General features: G+C 70.9%; 20 protein-coding genes. 4 read left to right on the top strand and 16 right to left on the bottom strand.

All coding sequences use genetic code 11. From position 1 onward, the window contains the following. Positions 1-69 precede the first annotated feature (69 nt). Positions 70-990, top strand: a complete 921-nt coding sequence (locus tag BZB76_RS30075; protein WP_170180821.1) for an SHOCT domain-containing protein — start codon at positions 70-72, stop codon at positions 988-990. Between the two features lie 178 nt (positions 991-1,168). Here the strand turns inward: BZB76_RS30075 and BZB76_RS30070 are convergent, their stop codons facing one another. The 4 genes from BZB76_RS30070 to BZB76_RS30060 all read right to left on the bottom strand — a co-directional run bounded on the left by BZB76_RS30070 (position 1,169) and on the right by BZB76_RS30060 (position 2,611). Continuing rightward, positions 1,169-1,381 carry a helix-turn-helix transcriptional regulator gene (locus BZB76_RS30070; RefSeq protein WP_170180820.1) on the bottom strand — a complete coding sequence of 71 codons (213 nt, stop codon included), beginning with the start codon at positions 1,379-1,381 and terminating at the stop codon, positions 1,169-1,171. Then, positions 1,378-1,917, bottom strand: a complete 540-nt coding sequence (locus BZB76_RS34375) for a hypothetical protein (RefSeq protein ID WP_147449603.1) — start codon at positions 1,915-1,917, stop codon at positions 1,378-1,380. Before BZB76_RS34375 ends, BZB76_RS30070 begins: the two co-directional genes overlap by 4 nt. Positions 1,918-2,044: 127 nt before the next feature. Then, positions 2,045-2,317 (bottom strand): WhiB family transcriptional regulator, encoded by a 273-nt coding sequence (locus BZB76_RS30065; protein ID WP_246007305.1) that lies wholly within the window; start codon positions 2,315-2,317, stop codon positions 2,045-2,047. Positions 2,318-2,374: 57 nt separating this feature from the next. Then, positions 2,375-2,611, bottom strand: coding sequence for a helix-turn-helix domain-containing protein (locus BZB76_RS30060; RefSeq protein WP_121437797.1), 237 nt, complete (start codon positions 2,609-2,611; stop codon positions 2,375-2,377). 207 nt (positions 2,612-2,818) lie between these two features. Here BZB76_RS30060 and BZB76_RS30055 point away from each other — a divergent pair, with 207 nt between their 5' ends. Further along, entirely contained in the window at positions 2,819-3,298 is a 480-nt protein-coding gene (locus tag BZB76_RS30055; RefSeq protein ID WP_170180819.1) for a helix-turn-helix transcriptional regulator, read from the top strand. A gap of 41 nt (positions 3,299-3,339) precedes the next feature. On the opposite strand, the gene BZB76_RS30050 is transcribed toward BZB76_RS30055, so the two are convergent. The 12 genes from BZB76_RS30050 to BZB76_RS29995 all read right to left on the bottom strand — a co-directional run bounded on the left by BZB76_RS30050 (position 3,340) and on the right by BZB76_RS29995 (position 14,710). Continuing rightward, positions 3,340-3,606 carry a hypothetical protein gene (locus BZB76_RS30050; protein WP_211343252.1) on the bottom strand — a complete coding sequence of 89 codons (267 nt, stop codon included), beginning with the start codon at positions 3,604-3,606 and terminating at the stop codon, positions 3,340-3,342. Between the two features lie 92 nt (positions 3,607-3,698). Then, on the bottom strand, positions 3,699-4,010 hold the full coding sequence (locus tag BZB76_RS30045; protein WP_121437794.1) for a hypothetical protein: 312 nt from the start codon (positions 4,008-4,010) through the stop codon (positions 3,699-3,701). Continuing rightward, positions 4,007-4,561: a phage tail tube protein gene (locus BZB76_RS30040; protein WP_121437793.1), complete on the bottom strand. Its 555-nt coding sequence runs from the start codon at positions 4,559-4,561 to the stop codon at positions 4,007-4,009. Before BZB76_RS30040 ends, BZB76_RS30045 begins: the two co-directional genes overlap by 4 nt. Positions 4,562-4,584: 23 nt before the next feature. Further along, positions 4,585-5,043, bottom strand: a complete 459-nt coding sequence (locus tag BZB76_RS30035) for a hypothetical protein (RefSeq protein WP_121437792.1) — start codon at positions 5,041-5,043, stop codon at positions 4,585-4,587. Positions 5,044-5,513: 470 nt separating this feature from the next. Beyond that, positions 5,514-6,290 (bottom strand): ATP-binding cassette domain-containing protein, encoded by a 777-nt coding sequence (locus tag BZB76_RS30030; RefSeq protein ID WP_121437791.1) that lies wholly within the window; start codon positions 6,288-6,290, stop codon positions 5,514-5,516. Then, complete coding sequence (locus BZB76_RS30025) at positions 6,287-7,357, bottom strand: ABC transporter permease (protein ID WP_121437790.1); 1,071 nt, start codon at positions 7,355-7,357, stop codon at positions 6,287-6,289. Before BZB76_RS30025 ends, BZB76_RS30030 begins: the two co-directional genes overlap by 4 nt. Then, positions 7,354-8,343, bottom strand: a complete 990-nt coding sequence (locus BZB76_RS30020) for a sugar ABC transporter substrate-binding protein (RefSeq protein ID WP_121437789.1) — start codon at positions 8,341-8,343, stop codon at positions 7,354-7,356. The genes BZB76_RS30025 and BZB76_RS30020 overlap by 4 nt, the downstream gene beginning before the upstream one ends. A gap of 94 nt (positions 8,344-8,437) precedes the next feature. Further along, entirely contained in the window at positions 8,438-9,448 is a 1,011-nt protein-coding gene (locus tag BZB76_RS30015; protein WP_121437788.1) for a Gfo/Idh/MocA family protein, read from the bottom strand. A 171-nt stretch (positions 9,449-9,619) separates the two neighbouring features. Then, the gene (lon, locus tag BZB76_RS30010) at positions 9,620-12,016 is read right to left on the bottom strand and encodes an endopeptidase La (protein ID WP_121437787.1); all 2,397 of its coding nucleotides are present in this window, start codon (positions 12,014-12,016) and stop codon (positions 9,620-9,622) included. A gap of 922 nt (positions 12,017-12,938) precedes the next feature. Beyond that, positions 12,939-13,865 (bottom strand): bifunctional helix-turn-helix transcriptional regulator/GNAT family N-acetyltransferase, encoded by a 927-nt coding sequence (locus tag BZB76_RS30005; RefSeq protein ID WP_121437786.1) that lies wholly within the window; start codon positions 13,863-13,865, stop codon positions 12,939-12,941. Between the two features lie 76 nt (positions 13,866-13,941). After that, positions 13,942-14,265, bottom strand: coding sequence for a DUF3817 domain-containing protein (locus BZB76_RS30000; protein ID WP_121437785.1), 324 nt, complete (start codon positions 14,263-14,265; stop codon positions 13,942-13,944). 64 nt (positions 14,266-14,329) lie between these two features. Further along, complete coding sequence (locus BZB76_RS29995; RefSeq protein ID WP_246007304.1) at positions 14,330-14,710, bottom strand: hypothetical protein; 381 nt, start codon at positions 14,708-14,710, stop codon at positions 14,330-14,332. A gap of 98 nt (positions 14,711-14,808) precedes the next feature. Between BZB76_RS29995 and BZB76_RS29990 the strand changes: the two genes are divergently transcribed. Both BZB76_RS29990 and BZB76_RS29985 read left to right on the top strand, forming a co-directional pair. Next, positions 14,809-16,188, top strand: a complete 1,380-nt coding sequence (locus BZB76_RS29990; RefSeq protein ID WP_121437783.1) for an SWIM zinc finger family protein — start codon at positions 14,809-14,811, stop codon at positions 16,186-16,188. Beyond that, entirely contained in the window at positions 16,185-18,839 is a 2,655-nt protein-coding gene (locus BZB76_RS29985) for a DUF6493 family protein (RefSeq protein ID WP_121437782.1), read from the top strand. The genes BZB76_RS29990 and BZB76_RS29985 overlap by 4 nt, the downstream gene beginning before the upstream one ends. The last annotated feature ends 58 nt before the right edge of the window (positions 18,840-18,897 follow it).

Genomic DNA, 18,897 nt, shown 5'->3' with positions numbered 1-18,897 from the left:
TAGATGCTGCCCAAGAGGCGTAGAGCTGCGTGGATGGTACCCGGTCGATGCGTCTACTATGATGCTTTCGTGGAAGAAGTGCGACTGCGGGCCGGTAACATCATTTGGCTCGGCGACGAGGTGAGGTTTCGTTACAAGAAGTTTCGTTACCGCTCGGACGCCGGCATCTGGAACCGCATGCGATCGCTGCTCGTTGAGACGCGTATCCCAGTGCAATCGTTAAGCGACGTCAGGATCGAGTTGCATAAGAACGGTGGTCACAGTGGGCTCGTCCTGACTCCGAGGGCGGGTGCGTGTCCGTTCCATACCGTTGCGGGTGGGACGATCGAGCATCCGGATTTCAATCCTCTCTATTTCTTCGTTCATGGCAAAGAGGAATTGATCGGCGAGTACTTTGCCGAGGAGTTGAAGGCGGCCATCAGGAAGACCGGGCTCGCCGACACTCCCGCAGAACGTCCGCTGATTCGCGTGCCGGGCATACCGCAGCGCCTCATCGGCGGCGACGGCAGGATCACGCTGAACCGCGACACGGTCACCTTCGAGTTCAACCAGCTGGCTGAGCCTGAGAAGGTCGACAGGCGGCGGATCTGGACGGTGCCCATGTCATCGATCGAGTCGGTGTCATGGGAGCCCGGCTATCTTGCCGTCGACGAGATCTCCTACGTCCAGGTTCACCTTGTCGGAACGCCGGAAGGTGCGAGTGTCCACCCCTTCGTCGACATCAACGCACTGCTCATGTCCCCCGGTCCTGCAGAAGCCGACGCACTGTTCTTCGCCGCAGCCCTTCATGAGCGAGTCATGAGCAACCGTTCACAGCCTGACCCGGCGACGCTTGGAACGTGGCTCGACCTCTACCATCCTCATCGGTCCAGCGAGCGCTCCGGCGACTCGCTCGAGCTTCTCAAGGAACTCGCCGAGCTACGTGCCGCCGGTGTCCTGACCGAGGACGAGTTTCAGGCCAAGAAGAAGGAGATCCTCGACCGGCTCTGAGAGCGGGGGGCGTGCCCGGGTGTGCGGTCGGGCTTGCCCGGGGGGTCGGCTGGAACGCGGGGGCTGTGCGTCGGCCGGTCCGGTCGAGGTTTGCGGTTCTCGGCAGAGACGGGAAAACCCCCACGTTGCGGGCCGTGGGGGTCCCTCTGTCAGAGGGGGAGGGTGTCCGGCTCTCGGGTCAGTCGGTCGGCGTCGACGGGCGTTTGCCGCCGCGGCGGCGGGTGTCGCGTTCTGCGATGAGCAGGTCCAGTTCGCGGACGAAGACGCGGCGGCCGACCCGGACGACGGGCAGGTGACCACGGCTGATCCACTGGCGGATCGCGGGGACGCCCATGCCCACGCGTTCCGCGGCCTGCGGTACGGACAGGAAGGTTCGGGTCAGGTCGGTCATGACACCTTCTTCCGGGGGTGGGCGGCGGACGTCCAGCCGCAGGCGCCGCAGCGCAGCTCGTCGGCGTCGGGGTCGTGCGCGAGGGTCATCAGGTCGCAGTCCGGGCATGCGGTGGTGGGGCGGCGCGGGGGGCCGGTGCGGGTGCGGGAACGCAGACGTCGGTGCAGGTCGAGGATCTCGCGTCCGAAGTCGGCGGCGCCGTCGAAGGCGAGGATGCCATCGAGATGGTGGGCGAGCCAGGCGACGGTGCCCGCGAGGGTCGGCGCGTACCGGCCTCGGCGAGGGCGGGGTGGTAGTGAGCGTGCCTCCCGGTACGCGTCCTCCCAGCCCAACAGGGTGTGCAGTAGTTCGTCCAGGTCGTCGACCGCGGCGGACGGCGAGGGCCGGGTGCGGGTGCCCGACACCTTCTCCCCCGGGCCCGAGCGCCGCTGGTCCAGCGCGGCGCCGACCTTGGCCGCGAGGTCGTCGAGCTCGACCAGGCGGTGCCGCAGCAGCGACTGGCAGGGCCGGCACCACACCGGCTCGCCGACGCTCACCGACCGCGGCGCGGTGCGGTGACGTGAAGTCCGATTGCACGGACCTGGACAAAGGAACATTGGTCTCCTCAATGCTGGATCGGACGACGCCGGGGACCGTGCTGTGGCGCGCGATCCCCGGCGGGACTCATGCGGGGGTGGTGGTGAGCAGATCGCGGGCGAGGCGGGTCCGCAGTCGTGTCGCCGTCCGCTCACGGTCGGTCATGCCGCCCCAGATGCCCTCCAGGGCCTCGTCGGCGACGGCGTAGCGCAGGCATTCCTCCCGTACGGGGCAGCCGGCGCAGATGCGCTTGGCGGCGGCGACCCCCGCACGGTCGGACGGCCGGACGAAGAACGCGTCCGGATCGACGCCGCGGCAGGCTGCCAGCGCATGCCAGGCGGCGGAGAGATCCAGCTTCACGGCTCCTCCCCCCCGGAAGGACGGCACGGGACGTTCGTCCGCACTCGGCCTCTCCTCCTATGCGACATCCTGATGGTTTTCTTTGATTATTGACGCCAATGACACCGTCATCGCGGCGGCGATCCGGCAGGCCACGGCATAGGACGCCCGGCTTCTGCGTCCCGTCTCCAACATGCAGAGGTACGACGTATCGATGCCCGCGAGGGCCGCGACGTCCGCCTGCCTCAGCTGGCGTCGATTGCGGAGCACGCGTAAGGCTGCCCCATCGATGGGGACGAGTTTCTGGTGTTTCATGACGCCAATTTATGACAATGATCTTGCGCTCAGATGGTTCAACTTTCGACGCTCCTGTGAGAAGGATCACACTACGAAACGATCTCGGTGAAGTGGCTCTCGCGGAGTCGTCACAGCTCATCGGCGTGACCGGCAGTATCAGTACTCGCCCGGACCAACCAGGTGATGGCCCGGTGTACCAACGTCCGGCTGCGACAGAATGAGGCGATGCTCATGCAACGTCACGCGACCGTGGGTGAGTCCGTGGCCACCCGGAGAGTCCATCTCGGTATGCGCCAGCGCGACCTGGCGACGGCCGCGGGTGTGTCCGAGACGACGATCCGCAACATCGAGGCCGGCCGCATGGGCGGCCGGCCGACGAAGTGGCCACTGGTCGAGTTGGCGTTGCGCTGGGCGCCCGGTTCGTTCGAGGCGCTTCTCGCCGGTGAGCAACCGCGAGAGCTTCCGGCCCCCGCGGCGCCACAGGCTGACGCGCTGTGGACCGACCGGCTCCCCACCCGCATCCGCGACGAGCTCACCGAGCACGCGCTCTTCGACTCCGCCGTGATCGACCTCGACAACGATCTTCGCGTGATCGTGCTCGCCGTCGAGGCCGGGGACCGGCCGGGCGGCCGGGCGGGGCGGCGCCGCCGGGTGGAGCGTTGGGAACGCGTCCTGCGCCGGTTGCGCGGCCCCGACGACGACTGACCCGCGCGGCCCCGGTGGCGAGCGACCACCGATGGCCGCGCTCACAGCCCTCCGAAGAAGGCGGCGAGTTCCTGCGGGCTCGGATTCGCCGCCGTCTCCTCCTCCCGCGCTTCCCCGGGACGGGGCACCGGCTCCGGACGCGGGGGCTCCGAGTCGCTGTGGGCGCTGGTGAACAGCCAGTTGCCGATCGCCAGATGATCGACCACCGCCGCGAGCAGATGCTCGACCGCGCCCCAGTCGGCCTCTTCACCGTGCAGGGCGCGGACGAGCGCGCTGTCACGCGGCAGGTGCCGGATCAGCACCAGCACCCGCCGCGCGGACAGCGTGCCGCGATGGAGATCGAGGAGATCGACCCCGTAGTAACGGAGCAGGTCGGCCTCGATCGCCTCGGCGTGCTCGGTCAGGAGCTCGTCGAGGCCGATCCTTCCCCCGGGAACATCCCCGAGTCCCGCCCGTAGGCCTCCACCAGGGCCTGGACGTCCTGGACGCTGACCTCATGCCGCTTGAAGCGCTCGAACTGCTCCTCGCCGAGCAGCAGCTCCAGCATGCCCTCCACATCGGACGGGTCGAGATCGGCGAGCCGTTTGACGATCTTGTGCGGCAGTTCGGTCGCCAGGGCGTACCGCTCACCGTCGATCTCGAACTCCCAGTGCTCGCCGAGCGCCTCCAGCCGCTGCGCGCGTGCGGCGTTGACGCTGTAGCGGGCCGTCACTTCGTCATCCAGCTGGCCAGCGGCTTGACGGGGGTGGCGTCCGAGGCGATGGCGTTGATGGTGACACCGAGCTTGACGGGGGCGTTCTTGGCGAACTGCACCTCGTCCATGTCGGTGACGACGCCCCGGGGGACGTAGAACCGGGTGACGCTCGCGCCGTCGGTGAACTCCAGGCCCAACGCGAACTCGGCCGGTACCGGGGTCGCCGAGATGTCGTACCGCACGACGCCGTCCACGTCGGGGGTGAGCGGGGTGTTGCCCGAACCCATGACGAACGGCAGCGTGTCCACGTTGATCTGGATGAGCTGGAACTTGACGGTCAGGTCCCGGTCGCTCTGGACGAAGCGGACCGCGGCCATGCTCTGCCACGAGTCCACGGGATCGAGCTTGTCCTTCTTGGTGAACTTGATCCCGTCGTTGGTGGTGTAACCGAGGTCCTTCCATTCGGCGCCCAGCGTCGTGCCGGGAGCCGCCATGTCGGCGTTCTTGGGCGCGACCAGCACCCGCCCGGTACCGGCGACGCGGATCTCGGTCGCGTTGATTCCTGCCATTTCTCTCTCCTTAGCGTCCGCTGCTATTGCAGCCGGATGAGCAGCCGCACATTGAGTGCGTAGCGGGTGCGTTGAGGATTGGTGCGGTCGGTGAGGCGGCGCAGGCCCCGCAGCCCCACCTCCTCGGTGACATCGGTGATGACCGAGCCGGGGATCGTGACCTCGGGGAGGCCCGCCAGCAGCGCGCGGACCCGCCGCATCAGCTCGTGCGCGGCCGTCGGGTCCGGCCCGTAGGTCTCGATCCGCAGTTGGGCATCGTCGAGCACCGCGTACTCGCGGTACGAGCCGCCGTCGCGGATCAGGACCACGGCGGGCTGGCTCCCGTCGTTGCCGCTCGGCAGCACCGGCCCCACGGGGATGCCCGCCATCTCCGGCCGGGCCGTCAGGTAGTTCCCGACGAGGGCCTCGACGTCGGGGAACACCGCGGCCACCGGAGCGTCGCCGGGCGGCACGAGCGCGGCGGCGTCGAAGGTGATCGCCAAAGTGCTCTCCTTCCTTGTCGTGCGGACCCCGGAAGGCCGCGTGCCGGGGGCGCCCGATCGGTTTCGTTGATCCGGGCGTCGCGCACCGGCCGCGGCCTTCCGGGGAGTTCTCCGAGACATGCGACGGCCCCCGGGGTAAATCCCGGGGGCCGTCTCTCCAGGCGGCCGGCTCGCAGCACTGAGCCACCATCGGAAACGATGATGACGGCGCGTCCGGCGCCCGGCAATTGACCGGCTCAACAGCCGCCGCCCATCCCGGAAATGCGGAAGGCCACCGTCCGCGCACACGTCCGGTGGCCTTCCGGTGGCCCCTTCCAATAAGAGCACCACCATCGGAAACGATGATGACGACTCGTGCGAGTCAAGCTCAATTGACTGAACGCGTTTCAATGAGGCAAAGGCGGCGCCGCGGGCCCGCTTCGGTTCCGCGGCACGCGAGGCGAGGCGTCTTCGCGGGGCGAATGGGCAGGTCAGTCGCCGGTGACGTCCAGTTCTCGGGCGAGTTCCTCCAGTTCGCCGCCGCCCGCCATCAGCGCGGTCAGCTCCTCACGGGTGATCTCGTCCTTGGTGTGGTGGCCGATGCTCCTCCCCCGGTTGAGGATGAGGAAGCGGTCCCCGACCGGGTAGGCGTGGTGCGGGTTGTGGGTGATGAAGATGACGGCGAGGCCGCGCTCGCGCGCCCGGACGATGTAGCGCAGCACCACCCCGGCCTGTTTGACGCCGAGGGCGGCCGTGGGCTCGTCCAGGACGAGGGCCTTCGCGCCGAAGTGGACGGCGCGGGCGATCGCCACGCACTGCCGTTCGCCGCCGGACAGGGTGCCGATGGGCTGGTCGACGTCGCGCAGGTCGATGCCCATCGCGGACATCTCGCGGTGGGTGGTCTCGCGCATGGACGCGATGTCGAGGCTGCCGAACCCGCGGCGTCTCTCGGAGCCGAGGAAGAAGTTCCGCCAGACCGGCATCAGCGGCACGACCGCGAGGTCCTGGTAGACGGTGGCGATGCCGCGGTCGAGGGCCTCGCGGGGCGAGCCGAACTCGACCTTCTCCCCCTGGACCTCGTACGTCCCGGTGTCGTGGCGGTGCAGCCCGGCGACGATCTTGATGAGGGTGGACTTGCCCGCGCCGTTGTCGCCGAGCACGCAGGTCACCTCGCCGGCGGACGCCTCCAGGTCCACGTCCCGGAGCGCGATGACGGCGCCGTGGCTCTTCCCGACGCCGGTCAACCTGATCAGCGGTGCGTCCGTCATGGCGTCCGCTCCACCCTGCGCCGGACGGCCAGGTTCACCACGGTCGCGATGAGCAGCATCGCGCCGAGGAAGAACCGGAACCAGTCCGGGTTCCACTCCGCGTACACGATGCCCTTGTTCGTCATGCCGAAGATGAAAGCGCCGATCGCCGCGCCGATCGCGGACCCGTAGCCGCCCGTCAGCAGGCAGCCGCCGATGACCGCGCAGATGATGTACAGGAACTCGTTGCCGACGCCCTCCCCCGACTGGACGGTCGCGAACGCGAACACCAGGTGCATCCCGGAGAACCAGGCGCAGAACGCGACGCCCATGAACAGGCCGATCCTGACGCGGTCGACGGGCACGCCGACGGCACGGGCGCTGTCGGCGGACCCGCCCACCGCGAAGATCCAGTTGCCGGTGCGGGTGCGCAGCAGGATCCAGGTGGCGACCGCGACGAACAGCAGCCACCACAGCACCGTGATCCTGACGTTGACGCCGAGGACGTCGGTGTCGGACGCGAAGACCGCGCGGGCGCTGTCGAACCCGTCCATGTCGCGGACGGAGTCGCTCGCCACGTTGCCGGTGAGGGCCTTCGTCACGCCGAGGTTCAGCCCGGCGAGCATGAAGAACGTCGCGAGCGTGACGATGAAGCTCGGCAGCCTCGTCCGGACGCGGAGCAGCCCGTTCGCCGCGCCGAGCGCCAGCGTCAGCACGAGTGAGATCGCGACGCCCGCCCACACGTTCAGGGTCAGCTGGTACGCGGTCAGCGCGGCGATCAGCGCCGAGGACGTCACCAGCACCCCGGCGGACAGGTCGAACTCCCCGCCGATCATGAGCAGCGAGACCCCGACCGCCATGATCCCGAAGGTGGAGCTCGCGTACAGGACGGTCGAGAACGACCCCGCCTTCAGGAACGCGTCCGCGACGACGGAGAAGAACACGAACAGCGCGACGGCGCCGAGCAGCGCGCCGAGTTCCGGGCGGCCGAGCAGCCGCCGCAGCGGCGACCGGCGGGCCAGGCGCTCGTCCGGGCCGGGACCGGCGACCGGGGGTTCCGCCACGCCCGAGGTCGCGGCGCGGGTCATCGCGTCCCCCGGTTCGCGAACGCCTCCAGCCGTCCCGCGTTCTCCTTGGTGACGATCGCCGGGCCGGTCAGCACGGGACGTCCGCCGCCGAGGACGTTGCCGTTGGCCCGCAGCAGCCATAGCTGGTCGACGGCTTCGTATCCCTGCAGGTAGGGCTGCTGGTCGACGGCGAACGCGACGGCGCCCGACTTGATCGAGGCGATGAGGTCCCGGTTGAGGTCGAATGTGCCGATCTTCGCGTCGCCACCGGTCTCCTTGACCGCGTCGACGGCGGTGGCGGCGAACGGCGCGCCGAGCGTCAGGATCCCGTCGACGCCGTCCTCGGCCTGGAGCTTGGCCGTGATGGACGACTTGACGCCCGGCATGTTCGAGCCCTGGACGAACAGGTTCTGCATCGTCCCGCGGAACGTCTTCTTCGCCCCGGCGCAGCGGGCCTCCAGGCCGACGTTGCCCTGTTCATGGACGACGCACAGCGCGTTCTTCGCGCCGATCCTCGTCATCTCGGCTCCGGCGGCCTCACCGGCGATCGACTCGTCCTGGCCGAAGTGGGCGACCGCGCCGAGCGTCGCCGACTCCCGCTGACCGGAGTTGATCGAGACGACGGGGATCTTCGCGGCTGTCGCGCGGGCCAGGACGTCCCGCATCGCGTCCGGCTTGGCGAGGGTGACGATGATCCCGTCGACCCTCTTGTCGATCTGGGTCTGGACGAGTTCGGCCTGCTTTCCGCCGTCCGGGTCGGCCGCGTAGAGGAACTCGACGTCGTCCTTGGCGGCGGCGGCCCTGGCCCCTTTCTGCACGATGTCCCAGAAGGTGTCGCCGGGGGCCGAATGCGTCACCATCGCGATCTTCAACCGCGAACCGGCGCCCTCCGCCCTCTCCTCGGCCTTCTTTCCGCCCTCGCTGCTGCAGGCGCCCAGCGCCAGCAGTCCCACGGTCGTCAGGACCGCCAGGCCCCTGGACGTTCCACGCGCGCACACGCCTCTCATGGGGTCGCTCTCTCCGTTCCCCCCCGATCGGTCGGTCAGTGGAGTCGATCACAGATCGCGCGCGGCGGACGATACCCGCGGGGTGAGGGAGCATTCACCGGCGCACCTCGTCCGTCCCGACGGCGCGGCCCTCCCGCAGCGACAGCTCGCACGCCTCGGCGAGGTAGAACGCCTCCAGCGCCTCCTCGGGCGGGCACGGGTTGCCGCGCCGTCCGGCGACCATGTCCACGAAGGCGCGGAGTTCGGCGTCGTAGGCGTCGGCGAAGCGGTCCATGAATCCGCAGTAGGCGTTCCTCGGTTCGGAGCCCCGTTCGGGGAGGGGCGTCGCGGGCGTCCGGTCGTCCAGGCCGGTGACGATGCTGTCCTTGGACCCGAACAGCTCCAGGCGCGCGTCGTACCCGGCGGCGTTGTAGCGGGTGGCGGACACGACCGCGAGCGTCCCGTCGTCCAGGACGAGCAGGGCCGACCCGGTGTCGATGTCGCCGCACTCGCGGAAGAACTCGTCGCCCCGGTTGGCCCCGGCGGCGGTGACGCGGACGGCCTCGCGTCCGGTCACGAAGCGGATGAGGTCGAGGTCGTGGATCACGCAGTCGCGGAACAGCCCGCCGGAGCACGGGACGTACTCGGCGGGCGGCGGCGCGGGGTCGAAGCTGCACGAGCGGACGGTGTGCAGCCAGCCGAGCCGTCCCGACATCAGGGCCTCCCGGGCCGCCGCGTTCCCGGCGTCGAAACGCCGCTGGAAACCGACCTGGACGGGCACCTCGGCGGCCGCGGCGGCCGCCATGATTTGGAACGTTCCATCAAGGTCCGAGGCGAGCGGTTTCTCACAGAAGACCGGTATGTCCGCGGACACCGCCTGTTCCACCAGCCGTGCGTGCGCGTCGGTGGCCGCCGCGACGACCAGCCCGTCCAGCCCCGCGGAGAACAGCTCCTCGACCTCGTCCAACACCCTCACCCGGGCCGCCGGGGACAGGCGGGCCGCGAGGTCGCGGGCGCGGCACGGGTCCGCGTCGGCGACGAACAGGGTCTCCACCTCGGGCAACTCGCGCAGGGCCACGGCGTGGCGCGCCCCGATGCGCCCCGCGCCGGCCAGTCCGATCCTCATCGATCCCCTCCCGGTGGGCGGTCAGGTGAGCACGAGTGTGCTGGAGCGTTCCAGCCCCGTCAACGACCGGCGGGCGCGCTTATCGGCAATGAAGGCGTCCGAATCTCCTTACCCTCGCCGGACGCGCGCAAGCGCCCGCGCCGGGTCACGGCGCGGGCGCTCGGGCGTTCCTCAGACCGCCACCGGCGTGGTGGCGGGCTCCAGTGCCAGTTCGAGCACCTCGCGGACGTCGCTGACGGCGAACACCGTCAGGTTCTCCAGGACCTCCTTGGGGACGTCCTCGAGGTCCGGCTCGTTGCGCTTCGGCACGATCGCGGTGGTGATGCCGAGCCGGGACGCGGCCAGCAGCTTCTGCTTCAGCCCGCCGATCGGCAGGACCCGTCCGGTCAGCGACACCTCACCGGTCATCGCGACGTCCGGGCGGACCGGCCGCCCCGACAGCAGCGACGCCAGCGCCGTCGTCATCGTGATGCCCGCGCTCGGGCCGTCCTTCGGGATCGCGCCCGCCGGCACGTGCACGTGGACGCCGCGGTCCTTCAGGTCGCCGACCGGCAACTCCAGTTCCGCCCCGCGCGAGCGCAGGTAGCTGAGCGCGATCCGCGCCGACTCCTTCATCACGTCGCCGAGCTGCCCGGTGAGCGTCACCCCGGTGTCACCGGTCTCCCGGTCGGCCAGCGACGCCTCGACGTACAGGACGTCGCCGCCCGCGCCGGTGACCGCGAGGCCCGTCGCGACGCCCGGGACGCTCGTCCGCCGCTCGTTCCGGCTCAGCTCCACCTCCGGCGTGTACCGCGGCCGCCCGAGGTAGTTCCGCAGGTCGTCCGCGCCGATCGACACCGGCAGGGTCGCCTTGCCGAGCGCCACGTTGGCCGCGACCTTCCGCAGGACCCGCGCGATCGACCGGTCGAGGGACCGGACGCCCGCCTCCCGGGTGTACTCGGCCGCCAGCAGCCGCAGCGCGTCCTCGCCGAAGCCGACCTCCGACGCCTCCAGCCCGGCCTTGTCGAGCTGGCGCGGCAGCAGATGGTCCCGGGCGATCGTGACCTTCTCGTCCTCGGTGTAGCCGTCCAGCTGGACGAGCTCCATCCGGTCGAGCAGCGGCCCGGGGATCGCCTCCACCACGTTCGCCGTGGCGAGGAACAGCACGTCGCTCAGGTCGAGCTCGACCTCCAGGTAGTGGTCGCGGAAGGTGTGGTTCTGCTCGGGGTCGAGGACCTCCAGCAGCGCCGCCGTCGGGTCGCCCCGGTAGTCGGCGCCGACCTTGTCGACCTCGTCCAGCAGCACGACCGGGTTCATCGACCCGGCCTCCCGGATGGCGCGGACGATCCGTCCCGGCAGCGCGCCCACGTATGTGCGCCGGTGACCGCGGATCTCGGCCTCGTCCCTGACACCGCCGAGGGCGACCCGCACGAACTCGCGTCCCATGGCCCGCGCGACCGACTCGCCCAGCGAGGTCTTGCCGACGCCGGGAGGTCCGGTCAGCGCGAGCACCGCACCGCTCCTGCGTCCGCCGACGACGCCGAGACCCCGTTCCTCACGCCGCTTCCGCACGGCCAGGTACTCGACGATGCGTTCCTTCACGTCGTCGAGCCCGGCGTGGTCGGCGTCGAGGATCTCCCGGGCGCCGGCGATGTCGTAGGCGTCCTCGGTCCGCGTGTTCCACGGGATGTCGAGAACGGTGTCGAGCCAGGTGCGGATCCACCCGCCCTCGGGGGACGCGTCGGACGACCGCTCCAGCTTGTCGACCTCCTTGAGCGCCGCCTCGCGCACCTTCTCGGGCAGGTCCGCCGCCTCGATCCGGGCCCGGTAGTCGTCCTCCTCGTCGGCGGGGTCGCCGTTCAGCTCCGCCAGTTCCTTGCGGATCGCCTCCTGCTGCTGCCGCAGCAGGAACTCCCGCTGGGTCTTCTCCATGCCCTCCTGGACGTCCTTGCGGATCGTCTCCGCCACGTCCAGTTCGGCGAGATGGTCACGCGCCCACCCGATCACCAGGGTGAGCCGCTCCACCACGTCCGGGGTCTCCAGCACCTCGACCTTCTGCTCGGGCGACAGGTACGGCGCGTATCCGGCGTTGTCCGCCAGCGTGGACGGGTCGTCGATCTGCTGGACCACGTCCACGACCTGCCATGCGCCGCGCTTCTGCAGAATCGCGCTGACCAGGCTCTTGTACTCCTTCGCCAGCTCCTGCGCGCGTCCGGAGGGCGGCGGCGACTCGATCTCGGTCCCCTCGACCCACAGCGCCGCGCCCGGCCCGGTCGTCCCGGTCCCGATCCGCACCCGCCGCACACCGCGCACGACCGCGCCCGGCTCGCCACCGGGCAGCCGTCCCTCCTGCTCGATCACACCGAGCGTGCCGACGGCGGCGTACTGCCCGTTCAACCGCGGCACCAGCAACACCCGCGGCTTGCCCACCGACCGGATACCCGGCCCCTTGGCCTGCGCCGCCGCCCGCGCCGCCTCGATGGCGGCCCGGATCTCCCCGCTCTCGGACAAGTCCAGCGGCACCACCATGCCCGGCAGAACGGCCCCGTCGTCCAGGGGCAGCACCGGCAACGTCAGGGTCTCGCTCATGCTCAGCTCCAAGTTCAGTTCGACGACCCAACACCAAGTTGAGTCATACACACTCAAGAAAACGGAGCACGAGTTTGTTTCCGCAGCAACGTTCGCTCTCAGCGATCATGCCCCCATCCCTCGACGACCGTCGAGGCGACTCCGGCCGTCCATGCATCTCCGCCAACGCCCGTCATGTGATCGGGCAGGTCCTCGCCGACTGATCCCTTCTTTCGGCCGGCGGTCTCCTTTGCCGGTTCGGCGGCGTGGGCAATGCGGGGGCAAAGTTGCGATCTTGATCAGGATTCTTTGCGACGGGTGCGGTTTACGCGCGCATGACGTGCGGGTACTAACCGCAACGAGATTGTGACAATGAGTGAAGGAAAGATCCTTGGGGTGGCAAAGCCCCAGGTCGAGGACGTGGGAGGGCCGATGCGACGTCGAGGGCGCGTGATCCTCCTCCCGTGTTCCACCCCGCGCGGCCCGGTCCGTACGGCCGAGGGCGTCCACGGCTCGTCCCACCGCGACAGGCACCGTCCCCCAACGGGTGCGGCGGCGGGGACGCGCGGCGGCACACCTCGGGCTCTCGGCCGTACCGGACCGGCAGCACCACCCGCCGACCATGACCGGAACCCGGTGCCGCACGCCCCCGCGGCATCGGAGTCCCCCACCGGCCGGGCCCGCGGCACCGTCCAGGCGTGCCGCCGGCCCGGCCCCAAGCGTTCGGGCGCCGCCGTGGCGTCCGCTCTCGTCCGCCGGGCGGGCCTTCCGCCCGGCCCCGAGCAGGAAGGGGGTGGAGGTCAGGTCCGAGACGAACCGGCGTCTCGCCGGTGAGAACAGCGGCGGCCGGAACTCCGTCCGACCCCCGTCCCGGCCGCCAGAGCAGCCAAGGGATCGCTGCGGATCCGGGCCCGTGGAGGCGCGACGCCACCACGGGCCCGCTTCAGAGTCTCTTGCGCCAGACCTGCCCGTGCACGACGCTGCCGAAGCGCTCCACCGGCGGTTCCTCCACTTCCAGGACGAAACCCGCGCGTGCGTAGATGTGGTGCGCGGAACGCTGCAACGCGGTCGTCCACAGCATCATCTCGGTGTATCCGACCTCGGTCGCGAAGCGGACGCATTCCTCGACCAGGGCTGATCCGACGCCGAGGCCGCGGGTGTCCGGCTCGACGTGCAGGAGCCGCAGCTGGGCGACGTCGTCGTCGCGGCGGACGCAGAAGACGCCGCCCACCCGGACGCCGCCGGCCTCGGCGATCCAGGCGTTCTCCCGTCGCGGGTCGTGGTTGCGCGCGTAGTCGGCGACGATCTCGGCGACGAGGGCCTCGTAGGTGCGGTCCCAGCCGCATTCCACGTCGTAGAGGGCGCCGTTGCGTTCCACGATCCAGCCGAGGTCGCCGGGGCGCGGCGGGCGCAGGACGACGCCGCCGTCCCGGTCCGGGCGGTCGCCGAGGACGCCGTGGATGGTCCGCATCGCGGCGAGCAGGCCGGGCCGATCCCCGGGCGGCAACCCGTCCAGCAGGTCGCGGATCTCGTTCACGGACCGTTCGTCGAGCGTCGCGAAGACCTCGCGTCCCCGGGAGGTGAGCCGGACGATCTGGCGTCGGGCGTCCTCGGCCGAGCGCTCGCGGGTGATCAGCCCGTCGGCCTCGAACCGGGTGAGCATCCGGCTGAGGTAGCCGGCGTCCAGGTCCAGGGCGCGGCGCAGGGCGAGGACCTCCGTGTCCGGCCGCTGCGCCAGCTCGAAGATCACTCGCGCCTCGGTGAGGGAGTACGGGGTCCGGACGAGCCCCTCGCCGAGCACCCCGATGACCCCGGTGTAGAACCGGTTGAACGCCCGGACCGTCTCGACGTCGTCCTCGGTCACCACCATCGCCGACCTCCAACGTTTGACTCAGTCAAACGTTACTGGACGGGTCGACGGCTCCGCCAGTCCGGGGAGGCGCGGGTCAGGCGTTGGCCACGGCCTCGGCCTTGCGCAGGGCCCGCGCGTCGCGCACGACTCCCCGCTCGACGAAGAAGGTCATCAGCGGGACGATGCCGCCGAGCACGATCATCACCATCCGGCTCAGCGGCCAGCCGGTGCGCCGCCACAGGTCGTAGGCGGCCAGCAGGTAGACCATGTAGAGGAAGCCGTGGACGGGCGCCACCAGGCCCGCCAGGGCGGGTTCGTCGATCGGCGAGTACTTCAGGACCATCCCGATCATGAGCAGCACCAGCAGCGTGCCGACCACCAGCGCCAGGACCCGGTACCTGACCAACGCGCCTGCCACAGAACACACCTTTCCCTCGACGGTCCGCACGGCGTGTGCGGTCGGCGGGCCGCGGCCCGCCCCGTCAGCCTCGTCCGCCGCTCTCGGAGTTGAGCCGGGCGAGATAGCGGTTGTAGGCCGCGAGCGCCGGGTCCTCTTCCTCCTGGCGACGGATGATCTCCTGCTTGACCTCGGCCTCCGCGGGCTCCTCGATCACCTTCGGCGCCGGGCTGGTGCCCGCCCGCTCGTCGCGGATCATCTTGACCCACATCACGATCACGAAGATCGCGAAGATCGGCCATTCGAAGGTGTACGCCCAGCTGCGGTCGTTGCCGCTCTGGGCGCGGTCGAACTGCCACCAGCCGAAGCCGAGGAACGCGCCGCACAGCACGAGCGCGAGCACGTGCAGCCCGATCCAGCCAGGGGTGAGGAACCGTCGCACGGCACCGAGCCTACCCCCGGTCATCCGCACCTCGACCAGGACCCCGCCCGTCCGCCCAGATCAAATCGGGCTCATCGCCGGAAACCCGGAAATTGTCGGCACGGAACCCTACGTTGCTCGGCATGGCGACCAGCACCGCGGCCACGGGGGCCGCACAGTCGTATACGTACGCGCGTCCGTCCGGGCTGGACGGCGGGCTTCTCGGCCTGTCGACATCCGGCGGGACGACGAGTTCCGGGCCGCAGGCGCATCCGTGGTTCTTCAGCGGCGTCCTGACGCGGGCGGCACCGGCCGCGGCGGCGCTGCTGGCCCTGGCCGACGTCGCGCAGACCCGGTACCACCAGCCGCGTCCGACCTCGTCCCGCGACCCGGTCGTGACATGCGGCGGCGACCGGCTGCGGATGGAGTCGTTCTCCGCGTGCGGCGGCGTGTACGCGCGGCTGGACGTGCTGGAGCCCGCGCTGGACGGTGACGTACACGAGCGCGGCACGACGAACGTCGACGTCAACGGCCCGCTGCGCGAGGCCCTGGCCCGCGTCGGCGGCTCCGACCCGCTGCACCTGGCGGTCGGCGCGGAGGGGCTGGCCGTGACGACGCTGGACGGCGCCGTCGTGGAGAAGAAGGTGCCGCTGCCCGAGCGGTGGCTCCGGGGTTTCGCGGAGGTCCAGGTCATCACCGCCGGGTTCGATCCCCGCGCCGAGCTGGCGGCTCCGGACGCCGTCCGGTTCCTCCGGTCGCTGCCGAAGAGCGGGCGGGACGTGCTCTGGGCGCTGCCCGCGGTTCGGACACTGCGGATCTCGCCGCGTCCGGCGCCCGGCGCGGTGTGCCTGGCCGGGCCCGACCGGCTCCGGACGCTGCTGCCCCTGCTCCGCTTCGCGCGGGCGCTGCGCGTCTACGGCCCGCCGGTCACCGGCGCGAGCGGCCCGGCGTCGAGCGTCTGGGAGTTGGAGCTGCCCGGGATGCGTTACGTCCTGACGCTGTCGCCCCAGCACTCGCGCGGCTTCTCCGGCGAGGGCGCCGTGCTCGACGCGCTCGCGACCGACGAGGCCGCAGGGGACGCCGACCTGGTCGGCGCGTTGTTGTCGTTCGAGCCCCGCGTCGACCCCGACCTGCTGTCCGAGCGGTCCGGGCTCACCCTCGAGCGGACGAAGGCGGCGCTGACCCAGCTCGGGACGTCCGGTCGTGTCGGTTTCGACGCCGCCGAGGCCGCGTTCTTCCACCGCGAACTGCCCTACGACCCCTCCCGGGTGGCGGCCCTCAACCCGCGGCTGCGGTCGGCGCGCGCGCTCGTCGAGGACGGTGCCGTGCGGTTCACGGCCGACGACACGGCGATCGTGCTGACCGGCGGCGGCGAACGTAGGGTCCGGTTCGTCGGCGAAAGTGTCACCTGTACCTGCCCGTGGTGGATCGACCATCGAGGGGGACGCGGCCCGTGTAAACACGTCCTGGCCGCCCGCATCGTCCGTCAGGACGTCGACGTGATGGTGGAGGCCGGTCGATGAGCGCGTGGGACGACGTCCGGAAGGCCCTCGAGACCGGTGACGGGGAACTGACGGCGCGGCTGGTCGCGGCACTCGACGAGCCCGGACGGCGCGCCGTGGCCAAGGAACTGCCGGGCGAGCTGAAGCGGCTCCGCGCGGAGACACGGCTCGGCTTCCTGGAGGAGGCCCACATCCACGCGCTCCTCGTGGCCGGTGCGGGCACGATCAACGGGGCCGCGGCCGCCGCGACCTGGCTGTGCAGGGCGGACCTGCGCCCGAGGCTGCACATCGACACGATCACCGCGCTCTGCCGGTGGCTGTGCGACGTCACGTCCCGCCACCCGGACGAGTGGCGCGCGGACGTCGCCCACCGGATCGCCGCCCGCATCCAGGTCGCCGAGGAGGGCGGGGCCAGGTGGCACATCGTGGCGGCGCTCGTGACGTCCGCCGGCGCCGCCGTCCCGGTCACCGACGGCTTCGTCGTCGGCTGGGCCGCATCCCAGACCCGTGCGCAGACCCTCGGCGACGACCCGTTCCTGGACGCGCTCGTCCCGAAGATCTTCGAGGTGGACGGTGTCGGCGCCGTCCTCTCCCGCGAGGCGGTCCAGGGGGCGTGGAACATGGGCCCGGAATACAGCTGGTCCATCGCGCTGGTCGGCCTGGCCCGCGCCGGACGCCTCGAACGCGGCGTCCTTCTCGACGGCTGCGTCAACCGCTTCCTGCGCGGTGGCACGCCGCACACCCTGCGCTGGTTCGTTCAGTTGCACGACGCGTTGGAGACCACCGACGACGAGGTGGTCGCCCGGGTCCGTGACTACGCGCGCCTGCTCCCGGCCGCGCCGTCGATCGTCGCCGAACTCGCGTTGCGGGAGGTGCGGCGGGCCGACGACCTGGGACGGCTCGACGAGCCGCTGTTCGAGGAGGCCGCGGGCGCGGTGCTCTTCCGTCCGGAGAAGAAGTTCCTGCGGGCCGCGCTCTCCTGGCTGGACCGGACGGCCCGCCAGCGCGACCGCGTCGACGCCACGCTCCGCACGGTCGCCGCCGTCTTCTCCTCCGACGTTCTCGACCTGCAAGAACGTGCCGTCAGGATCGCGGTCAAGCATGCCTCGCGGGCGGGCGACGCCGTCCGCGCGCAGATCCGGGACGCCGCCGAAGTCCTTCCGGCCGACCTGCGCGCGACGATCGGCGCCGCGTTCGGCGAGATCGCCACCGCCGCCGAGGCCGCACCGGAGCCACCGGGCCCGCCGCCCTTCACGCCGCGCGAGTCCCCCGCCCCGATCGGTTCACTCACCGAACTGGTGGACGAGTACATCGCCTCCGTGCGCAGGGAGCCGCCGTGGCGCACCGTCGAACGCTTGCTGGGCGCCCTCGTCGAGTTCGCCTATCGCGACCTCGACGGAACCATGGAAGCGCTGCGGCAGGCGATGTCCGAGCACGTCCCCTGGTTCCTGGACAGGGACGGCGGCTCGCATCTGTACTCCTACACCAACCAGCGGTGGGTCGAGTTGGCGGTGTGGAGGCACCTGTACCAGCAACCGACTCTGGCGGGGGATGCGCGCAACTCCTTCCTTTCCCACGAGGAGGGGGAAGGACATGGGTTCTGGCCGCGGATGGAGCGGTTCCTCACCTGGCGCAAGCACGAGGCCGCTTTCGCCGTCGGGAAGCTGCCGGTTCTGCTCGCCACGCCGACCGAGGGCAGCGGCCATGTCGACCCCGATGTCCTCGTCGGCCGCCTCGAACGGCTGGAGAGGGCGGGCCTCCAGCCGGGCCCGGCCGACCTGACGCAGGCGCTGCTCCGCCTCCCCCGGGACATCGACGCGTCCGTCACGGCACGCGCGAAGGGTCTGAAGTCCGAGGCCGGGCGGGCGGTCGCGTCATGGCTCGCCGAGGGCGGGCTCGCCGACCCCGACGTCGAGTGCCGGGTCCTCGACCAGCCGACCCACACCCTGCCCGGTGACAAGCTCCGCTTCTCCCACCACGTCCTGGCCCCGGTGGAGGCGCTCGACCATCCGGACGTCGCCCGCCTCTGTGCCTTTCCCGAGGAGGGCTGGTCGGAGAAGAACCTCCACCCCGGCCGGTACCACCTCTCGTTCTGGCCGTCCGTCGCGCCCTCTCATCGTGAGATCGTCGCGGCTCACCTCGTCCCGCAGCTGGCGGTGGACGAGGCCGTCGACTACGGCTACGGCCAGGGCGCCGTCCTGCTCGATCTGGCCGAGGCGGACGGGCCCACGGGGGCCGCCACCGGGACGATCCTCGCCTGCTCGCTGACGAGCCGGGACCCGCGCGAGCGCGCCGGCGTGGTCGAGGCGCTGCTGGCGTTCAGCGGACGCGGTCACCTCCCTGCGGCGGAGACGGGCGCGGCCCTCGGGCAACTCGTCGTCCATGGCCGCATCGTCCTCTCCCGCGCCGTGAAGGCACTCACGTCCGCCGCCGACGCGGGCGCCCACGCCGACGTCTGGACGACGGTCGCCGCCGCCCTCCCCCACGTCCTCCCCGAACCGGGCGAGCGCGCGCCGGCCGGCGTCCCCGACCTGCTCGCCCTCGGCACCCGCGTCGCCGAGACCACGGGCGCCAGGGGCCCGATCCCCCGCGTCGCCGACGTCGCGGCCCGCGGCGGGACCAGCCGTCTGGTCAAGGAGTCCGCCCGGCTCCACCGGACCCTCGCAACGTGAGGCCGCACGACGGTGTTGACGAGATGACGAACCCGCGTGGAAGGCTGAACATGCCGGG

Source organism: Actinomadura pelletieri DSM 43383 (genome assembly GCF_003634705.1).
GTDB classification, from domain to species: domain Bacteria; phylum Actinomycetota; class Actinomycetes; order Streptosporangiales; family Streptosporangiaceae; genus Spirillospora; species Spirillospora pelletieri.
The sequence above is the reverse complement of the archived record's forward strand: the minus strand, read 5'-3'. Positions and strand labels throughout refer to the sequence as shown.

What these genes read in the sequence shown, in the direction of transcription:
- BZB76_RS30055 (WP_170180819.1), top strand. Translation starts at nt 2,819, where the DNA reads ATGCTCATGCAACGTCACGCGACCGTGGGTGAGTCCGTGGCCACCCGG.
- lon (WP_121437787.1), bottom strand. Translation starts at nt 12,016, where the DNA reads ATGAGCGAGACCCTGACGTTGCCGGTGCTGCCCCTGGACGACGGGGCC.
- BZB76_RS30005 (WP_121437786.1), bottom strand. Translation starts at nt 13,865, where the DNA reads ATGGTGGTGACCGAGGACGACGTCGAGACGGTCCGGGCGTTCAACCGG.
- BZB76_RS30020 (WP_121437789.1), bottom strand. Translation starts at nt 8,343, where the DNA reads ATGAGAGGCGTGTGCGCGCGTGGAACGTCCAGGGGCCTGGCGGTCCTG.
- BZB76_RS30025 (WP_121437790.1), bottom strand. Translation starts at nt 7,357, where the DNA reads ATGACCCGCGCCGCGACCTCGGGCGTGGCGGAACCCCCGGTCGCCGGT.
- BZB76_RS30040 (WP_121437793.1), bottom strand. Translation starts at nt 4,561, where the DNA reads ATGGCAGGAATCAACGCGACCGAGATCCGCGTCGCCGGTACCGGGCGG.
- BZB76_RS29995 (WP_246007304.1), bottom strand. Translation starts at nt 14,710, where the DNA reads ATGACCGGGGGTAGGCTCGGTGCCGTGCGACGGTTCCTCACCCCTGGC.
- BZB76_RS30030 (WP_121437791.1), bottom strand. Translation starts at nt 6,290, where the DNA reads ATGACGGACGCACCGCTGATCAGGTTGACCGGCGTCGGGAAGAGCCAC.
- BZB76_RS29985 (WP_121437782.1), top strand. Translation starts at nt 16,185, where the DNA reads ATGAGCGCGTGGGACGACGTCCGGAAGGCCCTCGAGACCGGTGACGGG.
- BZB76_RS30015 (WP_121437788.1), bottom strand. Translation starts at nt 9,448, where the DNA reads ATGAGGATCGGACTGGCCGGCGCGGGGCGCATCGGGGCGCGCCACGCC.
- BZB76_RS30060 (WP_121437797.1), bottom strand. Translation starts at nt 2,611, where the DNA reads ATGAAACACCAGAAACTCGTCCCCATCGATGGGGCAGCCTTACGCGTG.
- BZB76_RS29990 (WP_121437783.1), top strand. Translation starts at nt 14,809, where the DNA reads ATGGCGACCAGCACCGCGGCCACGGGGGCCGCACAGTCGTATACGTAC.
- BZB76_RS30070 (WP_170180820.1), bottom strand. Translation starts at nt 1,381, where the DNA reads ATGACCGACCTGACCCGAACCTTCCTGTCCGTACCGCAGGCCGCGGAA.